Raw genomic sequence first — 13,879 nt, 5'->3', positions numbered from 1 at the left:
GACACAATTTTCATATATTAGAAACATCAGTTATATAAACAGTTTACTGCCTATCTCAATAGGGCTATTTTATTTGCCATTTTGAACCTGGGCAGTGCTCAAAATCCTCACGTACTACGTGTACGCTCCGGTTTTTCCGCGCTGTCCGTGTTCAAACTGCCTGCAACAATTACGCCTATTTTATTTTTAGAAAAATAATTATTTCCTGTTACAGTTACTCATATTTAAAGTTCACATCTTAAATAAAAATAAATTTAATCAGCAGAAAGAATTGGCTTTTTTCCATCATAAAACACAGCTATTTTAAATATCACAAACAAATAAATCATTTAAATAATATCATTATTGAACTAATTTATCTGTGTAAAATTGATCGATTCTCAACTGATAAATTACTCTCATCCATTATAGAAAACACGGTTAATTATATTAAGAAAATTTACCTCAAATTAAATCTATAATGGCATGCACAACTAAACAATTCTCGTAATAAAAATAGCCACAATAATTATTTTCTGAAAAAGTCTATTATTACTGATAATAAAGTATTAAACTGATAATATGATTCAAACATATCACAACTTAAACCCAAAATGGGTAAAAAGGAATTATAATATGAGTAATCGCATAGCTATATCATCTCAAGTTATTAATACATTGGCAGTAAGCAACGAGCCTTGGGGAATTAAAGATAAAAACTCATGCTTTATTTACGGTAATCTAGCATTAAAATCTCTTCAGAACTTTTCAAATTCATTTGAATTTGAAGGGGCCTATGAAAATGAACTTCCTTGGGATAGCGCTAAATTTGCGGAACAATTTATTAATCATGATAAAAAGGTAATGGAAAAACAGCAGAGAATATGTTCAATCGAAACCCATATATTTGGCAGAGAGCAAATCCTATCGTCTTACTTTTTCGAAAAATCACCTTTTTACCATAAAGATGGAGATTGCATCGGAGTCATATATCATGGTTGGAAAGCAAAAAACTATTCATTAGCCTATTTACATCAATACCACGACAAACTACCGGCCTCAATTATGCTGCAACCACCAACGGATCTTTTTACTCACCGTGAATGGGATATCATTTTCCTCTTTTTACAGAAAAATACCAGAAAGCAGATTGGGCGGATACTGAATCTAGCTTATCGCACTATTGAATATTATATGACTCGGATATACCGTAAGATAGGAATTAATTCCAGCCAACAACTGGAAGCGTATTGTCGAGCCAATAATTTTAATTACTATATACCGGAAAAGTTTTTATTGTCTTAAATTACGTATTTATTCCTAGTTTTTACATATTACCCTTATCCATTATTAATGGAGAAAATAATCCGCCCTGTTTAAATATTTCATTTAAAAACATCATATTAGGGATATACCCTATGGATTTCAAGATGCATCGCGACGGCAAGGGAGTAAATCCCCGGGAGCATAGGTAACTATGTGACTGGGGTGAGCGAGCGCAGCCAACAAAGAGGCAACTTGAAGGATAACGGGTATATAATCACGGAAATCCTTCTCTTCTGGCATTGGCAGCGATTCAATATCACTACCCTCTTTATCCGGGATTGGTAATACGGTTATTTACGACGGAATAAACGACTGCTCTTCATTTCCGGTATGCGGTGGAGCCTTGCATTCCTGTTCATTCGGCGTCCATAAAATCGTCGGTCGATTTTCTCCCGGCTCCCAGAATTCATAATTACCGGTAGTCGGATTCAATCTCATCATACGAACCAGCACGTTATCCAAACCACTTTCCGGGCTGACATGATAGCCCTGAACCGTCATCTTTCCGTTTTTTTCATCTCTGATCCAACGAAAGCGAATACGAGTCAGCGCCTTACCGGACCGTTCCGCAATTTTACTCAGGTGATACCGATTTAATTCGTCCTCTTCGCCTTGATAATGAAAATCAGGTCAATTTTTTGCCTCCGACGTTACCTCGCCGGCACTGTCAAAGCAGAAAATCATTGATACAAACTGTGGGAAATAGAGTAAGAACGTGATGGTGGCAAACATCTAAGTGGAACTTGAAATACAACTTTATATCTTGGGCTATACCATTTTAAGTAAGTTTTTTACTTAATTATTCTTCGATAATTTAATTTCATAGAATTTACCTAACCTTAATTTTATTTAAGAATAGCTATTGTCAGCAGTAGGAAAATTCAAACTCGGTTTTTAGATTGAAAACTCTATTTAGTTGATTATTCTGATAATTCCAAAATATAGTTTATCTAATTACAATGCTCTAAATACGCCGTTTAAAAAGCATTCTTTAATTGATCGAATATTATTCCGATTAAATGTCATTTTTTCGCCATTATCCCGCGCCAAAAATAACGCCTTCTTTTTCATTCTATTACCTATCATCGTTATAACAACCGCTCCTTCACGCTTCGATTAATGACAGAAAGTTTTGATCTACGTCACTTAATTATTCATGACTTAAAAAATTTATTCATTAATTTTGCTGTTTAATAAGTTAACTAAAATATTTTTATACTAAATAGTATTTTTAGTTATATTCATTAATGTTAAAAGTATCACTATATAACAATAAAAGGTTTAATTAATAAATATATGTATTTTGACGAGCAAGTTATTATATTCTATTATATTACCAAGGCATTTTAAGTATAATTAGTTAGCAAACATGTCAGATAACAACTGAAATAATCATTCAGGAGTCACTAATGCAACATATAAAAAATAGACCTAATAATATCACCCCACAATTAATTCATATGTGGGAAAACAGTGATGAACCTTGGGGAGCTAAAGATCTCCAATCGAGATTTATTTACGCCAATTCCGCTTTTTATCAACTACACAATTTACCTGACGATTTCGAGATTACCGGGCTTACCACAGGTGAATTACCCTCACCTATTGCAGAATATGAAAAAGAATTCCATCGTCAGGATCAAAAAGTTCTTCAAACTATGCAACGTGTTAGTTCACTAGAAACGCATCCATTTGAAGAACATAAGATTAAGCAAATCTATCTTTGTAATAAATACCCACTTTGCGATGAAGATGGCAATTGTATTGGGCTCACTTTTCATATGTGCAAAACCAAAAACTTTTCTACTGCCTACTATTATGATAAAACCCCTCCGGCAACGTTGGAATTTATCGCCCCTAATGACAAATTGACACAAACTGAATGGGAAGTTCTCTTTCTAACGCTACGTTCATTAGATGAAGAGAAAATCGGTGAAGCGTTAATGATAAGTGCCGAAGATGTGGTTAATCATATTCAGTCAATCTACCAAAAATTCAATTTATCATTACACGAAGAATTAAAAGATTTCTGTAAAGAAAATAAACTTGACGCTTATATTCCTGCAAGATTTGTCACTATCGGCAGTGTGGAATTAAATTGATTACAAAATTAAATATCAATAAGCTAATTTTAAGGCTAGAAAAAGGAATGATACTATGAGTAACAAGATAATTTCATCGCAAATCATTAACACAATGAAGCAATGTAATGATCCTTGGGGAATAAAAGACAAGAACTCATGCTTTATTTATGCTAATCAATCATTTAAAACCCTCCAAAATCTTTCAAATTCTTTTGACTATGAAGGAGTTTTTGATGATGAAATTCCCTGGGATGGAGCTGAATTTGCAAAAGAATTTATTACTCATGATAAAACTGTAATGACAAAAGAACAAAGAGTGTGTTCACTTGAAACGCATGTATATGGGAAAAATCAAATTCTGTCATCCTATTTTTTTGAAAAGCTACCTATTTATCATGAAGATGGTAGCTGCATGGGGATTCTATTTCATGGTTGGCAAGCTCAGGATTTCTCATTCACCCGGCTATTTTATGGAAAACTGCCGGCATCTATTATGTTCCAACCACCGACCGATCTCTTTACTCAACGGGAATGGGATGTTATTTTCCTGATGTTACACAAATATACCAGTAAGCAAATCGGTAGGATGTTAAATATTTCCTATCGTACGGTTGAAACCCATATCTCACGCATATATAAACGAATTGGTCTTCATTCTACTCGTCAATTAGAAGATTATTGCCGTACCAATGATTATGATCTCTATGTACCAGAAAGGTTTGTGCATCCAGAAAGCAGAATGTTTCCCTGATCCTTAGATTAAAAGGAGCTTTTACTGATATGAAGAAGAACTACGCACTATCACCTCAGATTATTAATACAATGGAAATGGAAAATGAGCCGTGGGGAATAACGGATAGTTCTTCAAACTTTATTTACAGCAATGCAGCTAAAGAAAAAGGGGTAATAGCATGGACAATAAACTAATTATTTCATCTCAAGTTATTAATACAATGGAGCAGAGTAATGCCCCGTGGGCAATAAAGGATAAAAACTCACGCTTCATGTATGCCAATCAAGCATGTAAACATCTTCAAAACATTTCAAGCTCTTTTGACTATGAAGGACTTTACGATGATGAAATTCCTTGGGGTGGGGCCGAATTTGCCAAAGAATATATCATTCATGATCAAAAAGTGATGGAAAAAGAAGAAAGAATATGTTTGCTTTTAACACATAAATTTGGAAAAGAACAAATTCTTTCGTCTTATTTTTTTGAAAAATACCCTCTTTATCACGAAGACGGAAGCTGTATGGGAACGATGTTTCATGGTTGGCAAGTTCAGGATTTCTCATTCACCCGGTTATTTCATGGAAAATTGCCAGCCAATATTATGTTCCAACCACCGACCGATCTCTTTACTCAACGGGAATGGGATGTTATTTTCCTGATGTTACAAAAATATACCAATAAGCAAATCGGTATAATGTTAAATATTTCCTACCGTACAGTTGAAAACCATATCTCACGCATATGTAAACGAATTGGTCTTCATTCCAGTCGGCAATTGGAAGAATATTGTCGCACCAATGATTATGATCTCTACGTGCCAAAAAGATTTGTGCAACCTAGAAGCAAAATGTTTCCTTGACCATTAGATTAAAAAGGAGTAATAACATGAGCAATAAACTAATTATTTCATCTCAAGTTATTAATACAATGGAGCAGAGTAATGATCCTTGGGGAATAAAAGATGAGAATTCATGCCTTATTTATGTTAATTTGGCATTAAAATCTCTTCATAATGTTCCAAATTCTTTTAACTATGAAGGGCTTTTCGATGATGAAATTCCTTGGAATGGTGCTGAATTTGCTAAAGAACATGTGACTCAAGATAAAATAGTGATGGAAGAAAAAGAAAGGATATGTTCACTCGAAACACATCTATTTGGGAAAGAACAAATTCTGTCATCCTATTTTTGTGAAAAATACCCTCTTTACCACGAAGACGGAAGTTGTATGGGAACGATATTTCATGGTTGGCAAGTCCAGGATTTTTCATTCACCCGACTATTTTATGGAAAACTTCCTGCCTCTATATTATTTCAACCACCGACTGATCTCTTTACCCAACGGGAATGGGATGTTATTTTCCTCCTATTACACAAATATACCAGCAAGCAAATCGGTAGAATGTTAAATATTTCCTATCGTACGGTTGAAACCCATATATCACGCATATATAAACGAATTGGTCTTCATTCTACTCGTCAATTAGAAGATTATTGTCGCACCAATGATTATGATCTCTATGTACCAGAAAGGTTTGTGCATCCAGAAAGCAAAATGTTTCCTTGACCATTAGATTAAAAAGGAGTTTTTACTGATATGAAGAAGAACTATGCACTATCACCTCAGATTATTAATACAATAGAGATGAACAATAAGCCGTGGGGAATAACGGATAGTTCTTCAAACTTTATTTACAGCAATGCAGTTAAAGAAAAAGGAGTAATACATGGACAATAAACTAATTATTTCATCTCAAGTTATTAATACATTGAAGCAAAGTAATGACCCGTGGGGAATAAAGGATAAAAACTCATGCTTTATCTATGGCAATTTGGCATTAAAATCTCTTAAGAATTTTTCAAGTTCATTTGAATTTGAAGGACTTTATGAGCATGAGTTACCTTGGGATGGGGCCGAATTTGCCAAAGAATACATCGCTCATGATCAAAAGGTGATGGAAAAAGAAGAAAGAGTATGTTTGTTTTTAACACATACTTTTGGAAAAGAAAAAATTCTTTCATCTTATTTTTTTGAAAAATATCCTCTTTATCATGAAAACGGAAGTTGTATGGGAACGATATATCATGGTTGGCAAGCTCAGGATTTCTCATTCACCAGACTATTTCGTGGAAAATTGCCAGCCAATATTATGTTCCAGCCACCGACCGATCTCTTTACTCAACGGGAATGGGATGTTATTTTCCTGATGTTACAAAAATATACCAATAAGCAAATCGGTATAATGTTAAATATTTCCTACCGTACGGTTGAAAATCATATCTCACGTATATGTAAACGAATTGGTCTTCATTCCAGTCGGCAATTGGAAGAATATTGTCGCACCAATGATTATGATCTCTACGTGCCAAAAAGATTTGTGCAATCTGGAAGCAGAATGCTCCCTTAACCCTTAGATTAAAAAGGAGTTGTTACTAATATGAATAAGAACTATGTTATCTCTCCTCAGATTATTAATACAATGGAGATGAACAATGAGCCGTGGAGAATAACGGATAGTTCTTCAAACTTTATTTACAGCAATGCAGCTAAAGAAAAAGGAGTAATACATGGACAATAAATTAATTATTTCATCTCAAGTTATTAATACATTAGAGCAAAGTAATGATCCTTGGGGAATAAAGGATAAAAATTCATGCTTTATTTATGGTAATTTGGCATTAAAATCTATTAAGAATATTTCAAGTTCATTTGAATTTGAAGGGTTTTATGATGATGAAATACCTTGGGATGGAGCCGAATTTGCCAAGGAATACATCGCTCATGATCAAAAAGTGATGGAGAAAGAAGAAAGAGTGTGTTCACTAGAGACACATGTATTTGGGAAAGAACAAATTCTGTCATCCTACTTTTGTGCAAAATATCCTTTTTACCATGAAGACGGAAGTTGTATGGGAACGATATATCATGCTTGGCAAGCTCAGGATTTTTCATTCACTCGGTTATTTCGTGGAAAACTTCCAGCTTCTATATTATTTCAACCACCGACTGATCTCTTTACTCAACGAGAATGGGATGTTATTTTCCTGATGTTACAAAAATATACCAATAAGCAAATCGGTATAATGTTAAATATTTCCTACCGTACGGTTGAAAATCATATCTCACGCATATGTAAACGAATTGGTCTTCATTCCAGTCGGCAATTGGAAGAATATTGTCGCACCAATGATTATGATCTCTATGTGCCAAAAAGATTTGTGCAATCTGGAAGCAGAATGCTCCCTTAACCCTTAGATTAAAAAGGAGTTGTTACTAATATGAATAAGAACTATGTTATCTCTCCTCAGATTATTAATACAATGGAGATGAACAATGAGCCGTGGGGAATAACGGATAGTTCTTCAAACTTTATCTACAGCAATGCAGATAAAAAAAATTTATTCATAATGTTAAACAATTATTTGATTATAAACTACCCTAGGGTTTGGGGTAGTCGTGAGTTAAATAGATTATAAGATCAAATATCTAATTTTAAGGCTAGAAAGAGGAATGATAACATGGAAAATGAATTAATTATTTCATCTCAAGTTATTAATACAATGGAGCAGAGTAATGATCCTTGGGGAATAAAAGACAAGAACTCATGCTTTATTTATGGTAATTCAGCAACAAAACAGTTCATTCATGATTTTAAAAAATCATTTAATTATGAAGGGCTTTATGATGATGATCTCAACTGGGATGGAGCTGAATTTGCAAAAGAATTTATTGCTCATGATAAAAGTGTAATGGAAAGAGGAGGAAGGGTATGTTCTCTTGAAACACATCTGTTTGGCAAAGATAAATTTCTATCGTCTTACTTTTGTGAAAAAACGCCTATTTACCATGATAACGGGGATTGCATAGGAACTATATATCATATGTGGAAAGCTCAGGATTTTTCATTCACCCGGCTATTTTATGGAAAACTTCCTGCTTCTATATTATTTCAACCACCAACTGATCTCTTTACTCAACGGGAATGGGATGTTATTTTCCTCCTATTACACAAATATACCAGTAAGCAAATCGGTAGGATGCTAAATATTTCCTATCGTACGGTTGAAACCCATATATCACGCATATATAAACGAATTGGTCTTCATTCTACTCGTCAATTAGAAGATTATTGTCGCACCAATGATTATGATCTCTACGTGCCAAAAAGATTTGTGCAACCTAGAAGCAAAATGTTTCCTTGACCATTAGATTAAAAAGGAGTTTTTACTGATATGAAAAAGAACTATGCACTATCACCTCAGATTATTAGTACAATGGAGATGAACAATGAACCGTGGGAAATAACGGATAGTTCTTCAAACTTTATCTACAGCAATGCAGATAAAAAAATTTATTCATCAATGTTAAACAATTATTTGATTATAAACTATCCTAGGGTTTGAGGTAGTCGTGAGTTAAATATCAAATATCTAATTTTAAGGCTAGAAAGAGGAATGATAACATGGAAAATGAATTAATTATTTCGCCTCAAGTTATTAATACTATGCAACAAAGTAATGAACCTTGGGCAATCAAAGACAAAAACTCATGTTGGGTTTTTGGTAATTTGGCATTTAGACAAATCCAAAATCTCCCAGATTTATTTGATTATGAAGGGAAAAATGATAGTGAACTCCCCTGGAACGGGGCTGAATTTGCAAAAGAATTCGTTATTCACGATAAAAATGTTATGAAACAAGAGAAAAGAATATGTTCACTTGAAACACATACATATGGGAAAGATAAATTTCTATCATCTTATTTTTCGGAAAAATATCCAATCTATAATGATGAAAACGAATGTATCGGTCTCTTTCTCCATGCATGGAAAGCCCAAGATTTCTCACTTACTCGACTATTTTATGGAAAACTTCCTGCATCTATATTATTTCAACCACCGACTGATCTCTTTACTCAACGGGAATGGGATGTTATTTTCCTCCTATTACACAAATATACCAGCAAGCAAATCGGTAGAATGTTAAATATTTCCTATCGTACGGTTGAAACCCATATATCACGCATATATAAACGAATTGGTCTTCATTCTACTCGTCAATTAGAAGATTATTGTCGCACCAATGATTATGATCTCTATGTACCAGAAAGGTTTGTGCATCCAGAAAGCAAAATGTTTCCTTAACCCTTAAATTAAAAAGGAGTTGTTACTAATATGAAGAAGAACTATGTCATCTCTCCTCAGATTATTAATACAATGGAGCAAAGTAATGCCCCCTGGGCAATAAAAGATAAAAACTCATGCCACATTTATGTCAATCAGGCATGTAAACGTCTTCTCAATATTTCACGTTCCTTTGATTTTGAAGGGCTTTATGATAATGAATTACCCTGGAATGGGGCCGAATTTGCCAAAGAATACATCGCTCATGATCAAAAGGTGATGGAAAAAGAAGAAGGAGTATGTTTGCTTGTAACACATACTTTTGGAAAAGAACAAATTCTGTCATCCTATTTTTTTGAAAAACATCCTCTTTATCATGAAGACGGAAGTTGTATGGGAACTATTTATCATGGTTGGCAAGCTCAGGATTTTTCATTCACCCGATTATTTCATGGAAAATTACCCGCCAATATTATGTTCCAGCCACCGACTGATTTATTTACTCAACGGGAATGGGATGTTATTTTCCTCCTATTACACAAATATACCAGTAAGCAAATCGGTAGGATGCTAAATATTTCCTACCGTACGGTTGAAAACCATATCTCACGCATATGTAAACGAATTGGTCTTCATTCCAGTCGTCAATTGGAAGAATATTGTCGCACCAATGATTATGATCTCTATGTGCCAGAAAGGTTTGTGCATCCAGAAAGCAAAATGTTTCCTTAACCATTAGATTAAAAGGAGTTCTCACTAATATGAAGAAGAACTATGTCATCTCCCCTCAGATTATTAATACAATGGCGCAAAGTAATGAGCCCTGGGGAATAAAAGATAAAAACTCATGCTTTATTTATGCCAATCAAGCATGTAAACGTGTTCAAAATATTTCAAGCTCTTTTGACTATGAGGGGCTTTATGATTATGATCTTCCCTGGGATGGAGCCGAATTTGCTGAAGAATACATGACTCACGACAGAATGGTGATGGAAAAAGAAGAAAGGATGCGTTCACTTATAACACATGTACATGGAAAAGAACAAATTCTTTCATCTTATTTTTTTGAAAAACATCCTTTTTATCATGAAGACGGAAGCTGTATAGGAACAATATATCATGGTTGGCAAGCTCAGGATTTTTCATTCACCCGACTATTTCGTGGAAAATTACCCGCCAATATTATGTTCCAGCCACCGACCGATCGCTTTACTCAACGGGAATGGGATGTTATTTTTCTGATATTACACAAATATACCAGTAAGCAAATCGGTATAATATTAAATATTTCCTACCGTACGGTTGAAAACCATATCTCACGCATATGTAAACGAATTGGTCTTCATTCCAGTCGTCAATTGGAAGAATATTGTCGCACCAATGATTATGATCTCTATGTACCAGAAAGGTTTGTGCATCCAGAAAGCAGAATATTTCCTTAATCCTTAGATTAAAAAGGAGTTGTTACTAATATGAATAAGAACTATGTCATCTCTCCTCAGATTATTAATACAATGGAACAGAGTAATGAGCCCTGGGGAATAAAAGATAAAAACTCATGCTTTATTTATGTCAATCAGGCATGTAAACATCTTCAAAATATTTCAAGTTCTTTTGACTATGAAGGTCTTTATGAATATGAATTACCCTGGGATGGAGCCGAATTTGCCAAAGAATATATGCTTCATGATCAAAAAGTCATGGAACAGGAAAAGAGAATATGTTCACTCGAAACACATTTATTCGGAAAAGAACAAATTCTATCATCCTATTTTCTTGCAAAATATCCTCTCTATCATGAAAACGGAAGCTGTATGGGCGTGATATATCATGGTTGGCAAGCTCAGGATTTTTCATTCACCCGACTATTTCGTGGAAAATTACCCGCCAATATTATGTTCCAGCCACCTACCGATCGCTTTACTCAACGGGAATGGGATGTTATTTTCCTGATATTACACAAATATACCAATAAGCAAATCGGTATAATGTTAAATATTTCCTACCGTACGGTTGAAAACCATATCTCACGCATATGTAAACGAATTGGTCTTCATTCCAGTCGCCAATTGGAAGAATATTGTCGCACCAATGACTATGATCTCTATGTGCCAAAAAGATTTGTACATCCAGAAAGCAAAATGTTTCTTTAACCCTTAGATTAAAAAGGAATCTCACTAATATGAAGAAGAACCATGCCATCTCACCTCAGGTTATTAATACAATGGCGCAGAGTAATGAACCCTGGGGAATCAAGGATGAAAACTCATGCTTTATTTATGCTAATCAAGCATGTAATCGCGTTCAAAATATTTCACGCTCCTTTGACTATGAGGGTCTTTATGATTATGATCTTCCTTGGGACGGAGCTGAATTTTCTGAAGAGTATATGGCCAATGATAAAATAGTAATGGAAAAAGAAGAACGAATATGCTCACTTGTAACACATAAATTTTTTAAAGAGCAAATTCTGTCCTCTTACTTTTTTGAAAAATATCCTCTCTATCATGAAGACGGAAGCTGTATGGGAACAATATATCATGGTTGGCAAGTTCAGGATTTCTCATTCACCCGATTATTCCGTGGAAAATTGCCCGCCAATATTATGTTCCAACCACCGACCGATCGCTTTACTCAACGAGAATGGGATGTTATTTTCCTGATGTTACACAAATATAGCAATAAGCAAATCGGTATAATGTTAAATATTTCCTACCGTACGGTTGAAAACCATATCTCACGCATATGTAAACGAATTGGTCTTCATTCCAGTCGTCAATTGGAAGAATATTGTCGCACCAATGATTATGATCTCTATGTGCCAAAAAGATTTGTGCAACCTGGAAGCAGAACGTTTCCTTAATCCTTAGATTACAAAGGAGTTCTCACTAATATGAAGAAGAACTATGCAATATCACCTCAATTTATTAACACAATAGAAAAGTGCAATGAGCCGTGGGGAATAAAGGATAGTTCTTCAAACTTTATCTATGGCAATTCAGCTAAAAAAGATTTACTCGTGACTTTAAGCAATCATTTAATTATAAAGAATTTTATGATAATGAACCACCCTAGGATTTTAGGTAGTCGTGAGTTAAATTGATTATAAGATTAAAAAATCCAATTTCAAGGCTAAAGAAAAAGGAGTGATAACATGAGCAATAAACTAATTATTTCATCTCAAGTTATTAATACAATGGAGCAAAGTAATGAACCCTGGGGAATAAAAGATAAAAACACATGCTATATTTATGTCAATCAAGCATGTAAACGCCTTCAAAATATTTCAAGCTATTTTGACTATGAAGGGCTTTATGAGCATGAATTACCTTGGGATGGTGCCGAATTTGCCAAAGAATATATGGCCCATGACAGAAAGGTGGTAGAACAGGAGAAAAGAATATGTTCACTTGAGACACATATACATGGAAAAGAACAAATTCTATCATCTTACTTTTTTGCAAAATATCCTCTTTATCATGAAGACGGAAGCTGTGTAGGCATTATATATCATGGTTGGCAAGCTCAGGATCCCTCATTTACTTGGCTATTTCATGGAAAACTGCCGGCATCTATTATGTTCCAGCCACCGACTGATCTCTTTACTCAACGGGAATGGGATGTTATTTTCCTTATGCTACAAAAGCATAGCAGTAAACAAACCGGTAAGGTGTTAAATATTTCTTATCGTACGGTTGAAACTCATATTTCACGAATATATGGAAGAATTGGGGTTCATTCTAGTGATCAATTGGAAGAGTATTGTCGCACTCATGATTATCATCTCTATATGCCAAAGAAATTTATCCATCCAAAAAACAGAGTTTTTCTTTAACCTTTAGAATAAAGGAGTTTTACTAATATGAAAAATAACTATTCACTATCACCTCAAGTTATTAATACAATGGAAATAAGTAATGAACCGTGGGGAGTCAAGGATAGTTCTTCAAACTTTATCTACGGTAATTCAGCCACAAAAAAATTTATCCATAATTTTAAAGCGTCATTTGATTATGAAGGGCTTTATGATCATGAATTGCCCTGGGATGGTGCTGAATTCGCCAAGGAGTTTATTCTCCACGATAAAAGTGTCATGACTAAAGGCGAAAGAGTCTGTTCACTTGAAACCCATGTTTTTGGGCAAGAGCAAACTTTGTCATCCTATTTTTGTGAAAAATTGCCTCTTTATCATGATAATGGTCATTGTATGGGAATTATGTACCATATGTGGAAGGCTAAAGAGTATTCATTGACCTGCCTACATCAATATTATGATAAATTACCGCCATCCTTGCTATTCCAGCCCCCCTCCGATCTTTTTACTCAACAGGAGTGGGATATTATCTTTCTCTTCTTACAGAAACAGCCCAAAAAACAGATTGGGAAAATATTGAATATCGCCTATCATGAGGTTGAAGAACATATGCTAAGAATATATCGCAAAATCGGGATTCACTCCAGTCAACAGTTGGAAGAGTATTTTCGAGCCAATAATTTTGAGCACTATATCCCAGAAAGGTTTTTATTGTCTTAGATTACGTATTATTCCCCAGTTTCTACATGCTACCTTTGTTAGTTATTTATTGATAAAATATACGGCCCTATGGAAATATGCTTTGCTTTCAATGATGTATT

General features: G+C 34.4%; 20 protein-coding genes and 1 pseudogene. 20 read left to right on the top strand and 1 reads right to left on the bottom strand.

The window, feature by feature from the left end; translation table 11 throughout:
• The first annotated feature begins 615 nt into the window (after positions 1–615).
• Complete coding sequence (locus PluTT01m_RS10445) at positions 616–1,284, top strand: LuxR C-terminal-related transcriptional regulator (RefSeq protein WP_041380057.1); 669 nt, start codon at positions 616–618, stop codon at positions 1,282–1,284.
• Between the two features lie 219 nt (positions 1,285–1,503).
• On the opposite strand, the pseudogene PluTT01m_RS25795 reads toward PluTT01m_RS10445, so the two are convergent.
• Positions 1,504–1,920: pseudogene (locus PluTT01m_RS25795) on the bottom strand (S-type pyocin domain-containing protein); the annotation flags it as partial.
• Positions 1,921–2,714: 794 nt separating this feature from the next.
• On the opposite strand from PluTT01m_RS25795, the gene PluTT01m_RS10430 reads away from it, so the two are divergent.
• From PluTT01m_RS10430 to PluTT01m_RS10335, 19 genes are all read left to right on the top strand, one after another.
• Positions 2,715–3,407, top strand: a complete 693-nt coding sequence (locus PluTT01m_RS10430; protein ID WP_011146273.1) for a PAS domain-containing protein — start codon at positions 2,715–2,717, stop codon at positions 3,405–3,407.
• Positions 3,408–3,462: 55 nt separating this feature from the next.
• Positions 3,463–4,140 carry a helix-turn-helix transcriptional regulator gene (locus PluTT01m_RS10425; RefSeq protein ID WP_011146272.1) on the top strand — a complete coding sequence of 226 codons (678 nt, stop codon included), beginning with the start codon at positions 3,463–3,465 and terminating at the stop codon, positions 4,138–4,140.
• Positions 4,141–4,169: 29 nt separating this feature from the next.
• Positions 4,170–4,316 carry a hypothetical protein gene (locus PluTT01m_RS10420; RefSeq protein WP_369931609.1) on the top strand — a complete coding sequence of 49 codons (147 nt, stop codon included), beginning with the start codon at positions 4,170–4,172 and terminating at the stop codon, positions 4,314–4,316.
• The gene (locus PluTT01m_RS10415; protein ID WP_011146271.1) at positions 4,301–4,981 is read left to right on the top strand and encodes a helix-turn-helix transcriptional regulator; all 681 of its coding nucleotides are present in this window, start codon (positions 4,301–4,303) and stop codon (positions 4,979–4,981) included. Before PluTT01m_RS10420 ends, PluTT01m_RS10415 begins: the two co-directional genes overlap by 16 nt.
• A gap of 26 nt (positions 4,982–5,007) precedes the next feature.
• Complete coding sequence (locus PluTT01m_RS10410) at positions 5,008–5,688, top strand: PAS and helix-turn-helix domain-containing protein (RefSeq protein ID WP_011146270.1); 681 nt, start codon at positions 5,008–5,010, stop codon at positions 5,686–5,688.
• 30 nt (positions 5,689–5,718) lie between these two features.
• Entirely contained in the window at positions 5,719–5,859 is a 141-nt protein-coding gene (locus PluTT01m_RS10405; protein ID WP_192880138.1) for a hypothetical protein, read from the top strand.
• Positions 5,849–6,529, top strand: a complete 681-nt coding sequence (locus PluTT01m_RS10400; RefSeq protein WP_011146269.1) for a helix-turn-helix transcriptional regulator — start codon at positions 5,849–5,851, stop codon at positions 6,527–6,529. Before PluTT01m_RS10405 ends, PluTT01m_RS10400 begins: the two co-directional genes overlap by 11 nt.
• 30 nt (positions 6,530–6,559) lie before the next feature.
• Complete coding sequence (locus PluTT01m_RS10395; protein ID WP_369931610.1) at positions 6,560–6,700, top strand: hypothetical protein; 141 nt, start codon at positions 6,560–6,562, stop codon at positions 6,698–6,700.
• The gene (locus PluTT01m_RS10390; protein WP_011146268.1) at positions 6,690–7,370 is read left to right on the top strand and encodes a helix-turn-helix transcriptional regulator; all 681 of its coding nucleotides are present in this window, start codon (positions 6,690–6,692) and stop codon (positions 7,368–7,370) included. Before PluTT01m_RS10395 ends, PluTT01m_RS10390 begins: the two co-directional genes overlap by 11 nt.
• A gap of 30 nt (positions 7,371–7,400) precedes the next feature.
• Positions 7,401–7,598 (top strand): hypothetical protein, encoded by a 198-nt coding sequence (locus PluTT01m_RS27490; protein WP_041380055.1) that lies wholly within the window; start codon positions 7,401–7,403, stop codon positions 7,596–7,598.
• Positions 7,599–7,640: 42 nt separating this feature from the next.
• Entirely contained in the window at positions 7,641–8,324 is a 684-nt protein-coding gene (locus PluTT01m_RS10380) for a helix-turn-helix transcriptional regulator (protein ID WP_011146267.1), read from the top strand.
• A gap of 260 nt (positions 8,325–8,584) precedes the next feature.
• On the top strand, positions 8,585–9,265 hold the full coding sequence (locus tag PluTT01m_RS10370) for a helix-turn-helix transcriptional regulator (protein WP_011146266.1): 681 nt from the start codon (positions 8,585–8,587) through the stop codon (positions 9,263–9,265).
• Between the two features lie 30 nt (positions 9,266–9,295).
• Positions 9,296–9,976, top strand: a complete 681-nt coding sequence (locus PluTT01m_RS10365) for a helix-turn-helix transcriptional regulator (protein ID WP_011146265.1) — start codon at positions 9,296–9,298, stop codon at positions 9,974–9,976.
• 29 nt (positions 9,977–10,005) lie between these two features.
• A complete protein-coding gene (locus PluTT01m_RS10360; protein WP_011146264.1) occupies positions 10,006–10,686 on the top strand; it encodes a helix-turn-helix transcriptional regulator in 681 nt (226 codons plus the stop codon).
• Between the two features lie 30 nt (positions 10,687–10,716).
• Positions 10,717–11,397, top strand: a complete 681-nt coding sequence (locus PluTT01m_RS10355) for a helix-turn-helix transcriptional regulator (protein WP_011146263.1) — start codon at positions 10,717–10,719, stop codon at positions 11,395–11,397.
• 29 nt (positions 11,398–11,426) lie between these two features.
• Positions 11,427–12,107: a helix-turn-helix transcriptional regulator gene (locus tag PluTT01m_RS10350; RefSeq protein ID WP_011146262.1), complete on the top strand. Its 681-nt coding sequence runs from the start codon at positions 11,427–11,429 to the stop codon at positions 12,105–12,107.
• A 30-nt stretch (positions 12,108–12,137) separates the two neighbouring features.
• Complete coding sequence (locus PluTT01m_RS10345) at positions 12,138–12,347, top strand: hypothetical protein (RefSeq protein ID WP_041380054.1); 210 nt, start codon at positions 12,138–12,140, stop codon at positions 12,345–12,347.
• 51 nt (positions 12,348–12,398) lie between these two features.
• The gene (locus PluTT01m_RS10340; RefSeq protein WP_011146261.1) at positions 12,399–13,079 is read left to right on the top strand and encodes a helix-turn-helix transcriptional regulator; all 681 of its coding nucleotides are present in this window, start codon (positions 12,399–12,401) and stop codon (positions 13,077–13,079) included.
• Positions 13,080–13,106: 27 nt separating this feature from the next.
• Positions 13,107–13,778 (top strand): helix-turn-helix transcriptional regulator, encoded by a 672-nt coding sequence (locus PluTT01m_RS10335; protein WP_011146260.1) that lies wholly within the window; start codon positions 13,107–13,109, stop codon positions 13,776–13,778.
• The last annotated feature ends 101 nt before the right edge of the window (positions 13,779–13,879 follow it).

The organism is Photorhabdus laumondii subsp. laumondii, assembly GCF_003343245.1.
Lineage (GTDB): Bacteria > Pseudomonadota > Gammaproteobacteria > Enterobacterales > Enterobacteriaceae > Photorhabdus > Photorhabdus laumondii.
Note: the sequence above shows the minus strand (reverse complement) of the source record. Positions and strands in the feature narration are given on the sequence as shown.

Coding starts and splice junctions, on each gene's coding strand:
- PluTT01m_RS10445 (WP_041380057.1), top strand. CDS start 616: ATGAGTAATCGCATAGCTATATCATCTCAAGTTATTAATACATTGGCA.
- PluTT01m_RS10430 (WP_011146273.1), top strand. CDS start 2,715: ATGCAACATATAAAAAATAGACCTAATAATATCACCCCACAATTAATT.
- PluTT01m_RS10425 (WP_011146272.1), top strand. CDS start 3,463: ATGAGTAACAAGATAATTTCATCGCAAATCATTAACACAATGAAGCAA.
- PluTT01m_RS10420 (WP_369931609.1), top strand. CDS start 4,170: ATGAAGAAGAACTACGCACTATCACCTCAGATTATTAATACAATGGAA.
- PluTT01m_RS10415 (WP_011146271.1), top strand. CDS start 4,301: ATGGACAATAAACTAATTATTTCATCTCAAGTTATTAATACAATGGAG.
- PluTT01m_RS10410 (WP_011146270.1), top strand. CDS start 5,008: ATGAGCAATAAACTAATTATTTCATCTCAAGTTATTAATACAATGGAG.
- PluTT01m_RS10405 (WP_192880138.1), top strand. CDS start 5,719: ATGAAGAAGAACTATGCACTATCACCTCAGATTATTAATACAATAGAG.
- PluTT01m_RS10400 (WP_011146269.1), top strand. CDS start 5,849: ATGGACAATAAACTAATTATTTCATCTCAAGTTATTAATACATTGAAG.
- PluTT01m_RS10395 (WP_369931610.1), top strand. CDS start 6,560: ATGAATAAGAACTATGTTATCTCTCCTCAGATTATTAATACAATGGAG.
- PluTT01m_RS10390 (WP_011146268.1), top strand. CDS start 6,690: ATGGACAATAAATTAATTATTTCATCTCAAGTTATTAATACATTAGAG.
- PluTT01m_RS27490 (WP_041380055.1), top strand. CDS start 7,401: ATGAATAAGAACTATGTTATCTCTCCTCAGATTATTAATACAATGGAG.
- PluTT01m_RS10380 (WP_011146267.1), top strand. CDS start 7,641: ATGGAAAATGAATTAATTATTTCATCTCAAGTTATTAATACAATGGAG.
- PluTT01m_RS10370 (WP_011146266.1), top strand. CDS start 8,585: ATGGAAAATGAATTAATTATTTCGCCTCAAGTTATTAATACTATGCAA.
- PluTT01m_RS10365 (WP_011146265.1), top strand. CDS start 9,296: ATGAAGAAGAACTATGTCATCTCTCCTCAGATTATTAATACAATGGAG.
- PluTT01m_RS10360 (WP_011146264.1), top strand. CDS start 10,006: ATGAAGAAGAACTATGTCATCTCCCCTCAGATTATTAATACAATGGCG.
- PluTT01m_RS10355 (WP_011146263.1), top strand. CDS start 10,717: ATGAATAAGAACTATGTCATCTCTCCTCAGATTATTAATACAATGGAA.
- PluTT01m_RS10350 (WP_011146262.1), top strand. CDS start 11,427: ATGAAGAAGAACCATGCCATCTCACCTCAGGTTATTAATACAATGGCG.
- PluTT01m_RS10345 (WP_041380054.1), top strand. CDS start 12,138: ATGAAGAAGAACTATGCAATATCACCTCAATTTATTAACACAATAGAA.
- PluTT01m_RS10340 (WP_011146261.1), top strand. CDS start 12,399: ATGAGCAATAAACTAATTATTTCATCTCAAGTTATTAATACAATGGAG.
- PluTT01m_RS10335 (WP_011146260.1), top strand. CDS start 13,107: ATGAAAAATAACTATTCACTATCACCTCAAGTTATTAATACAATGGAA.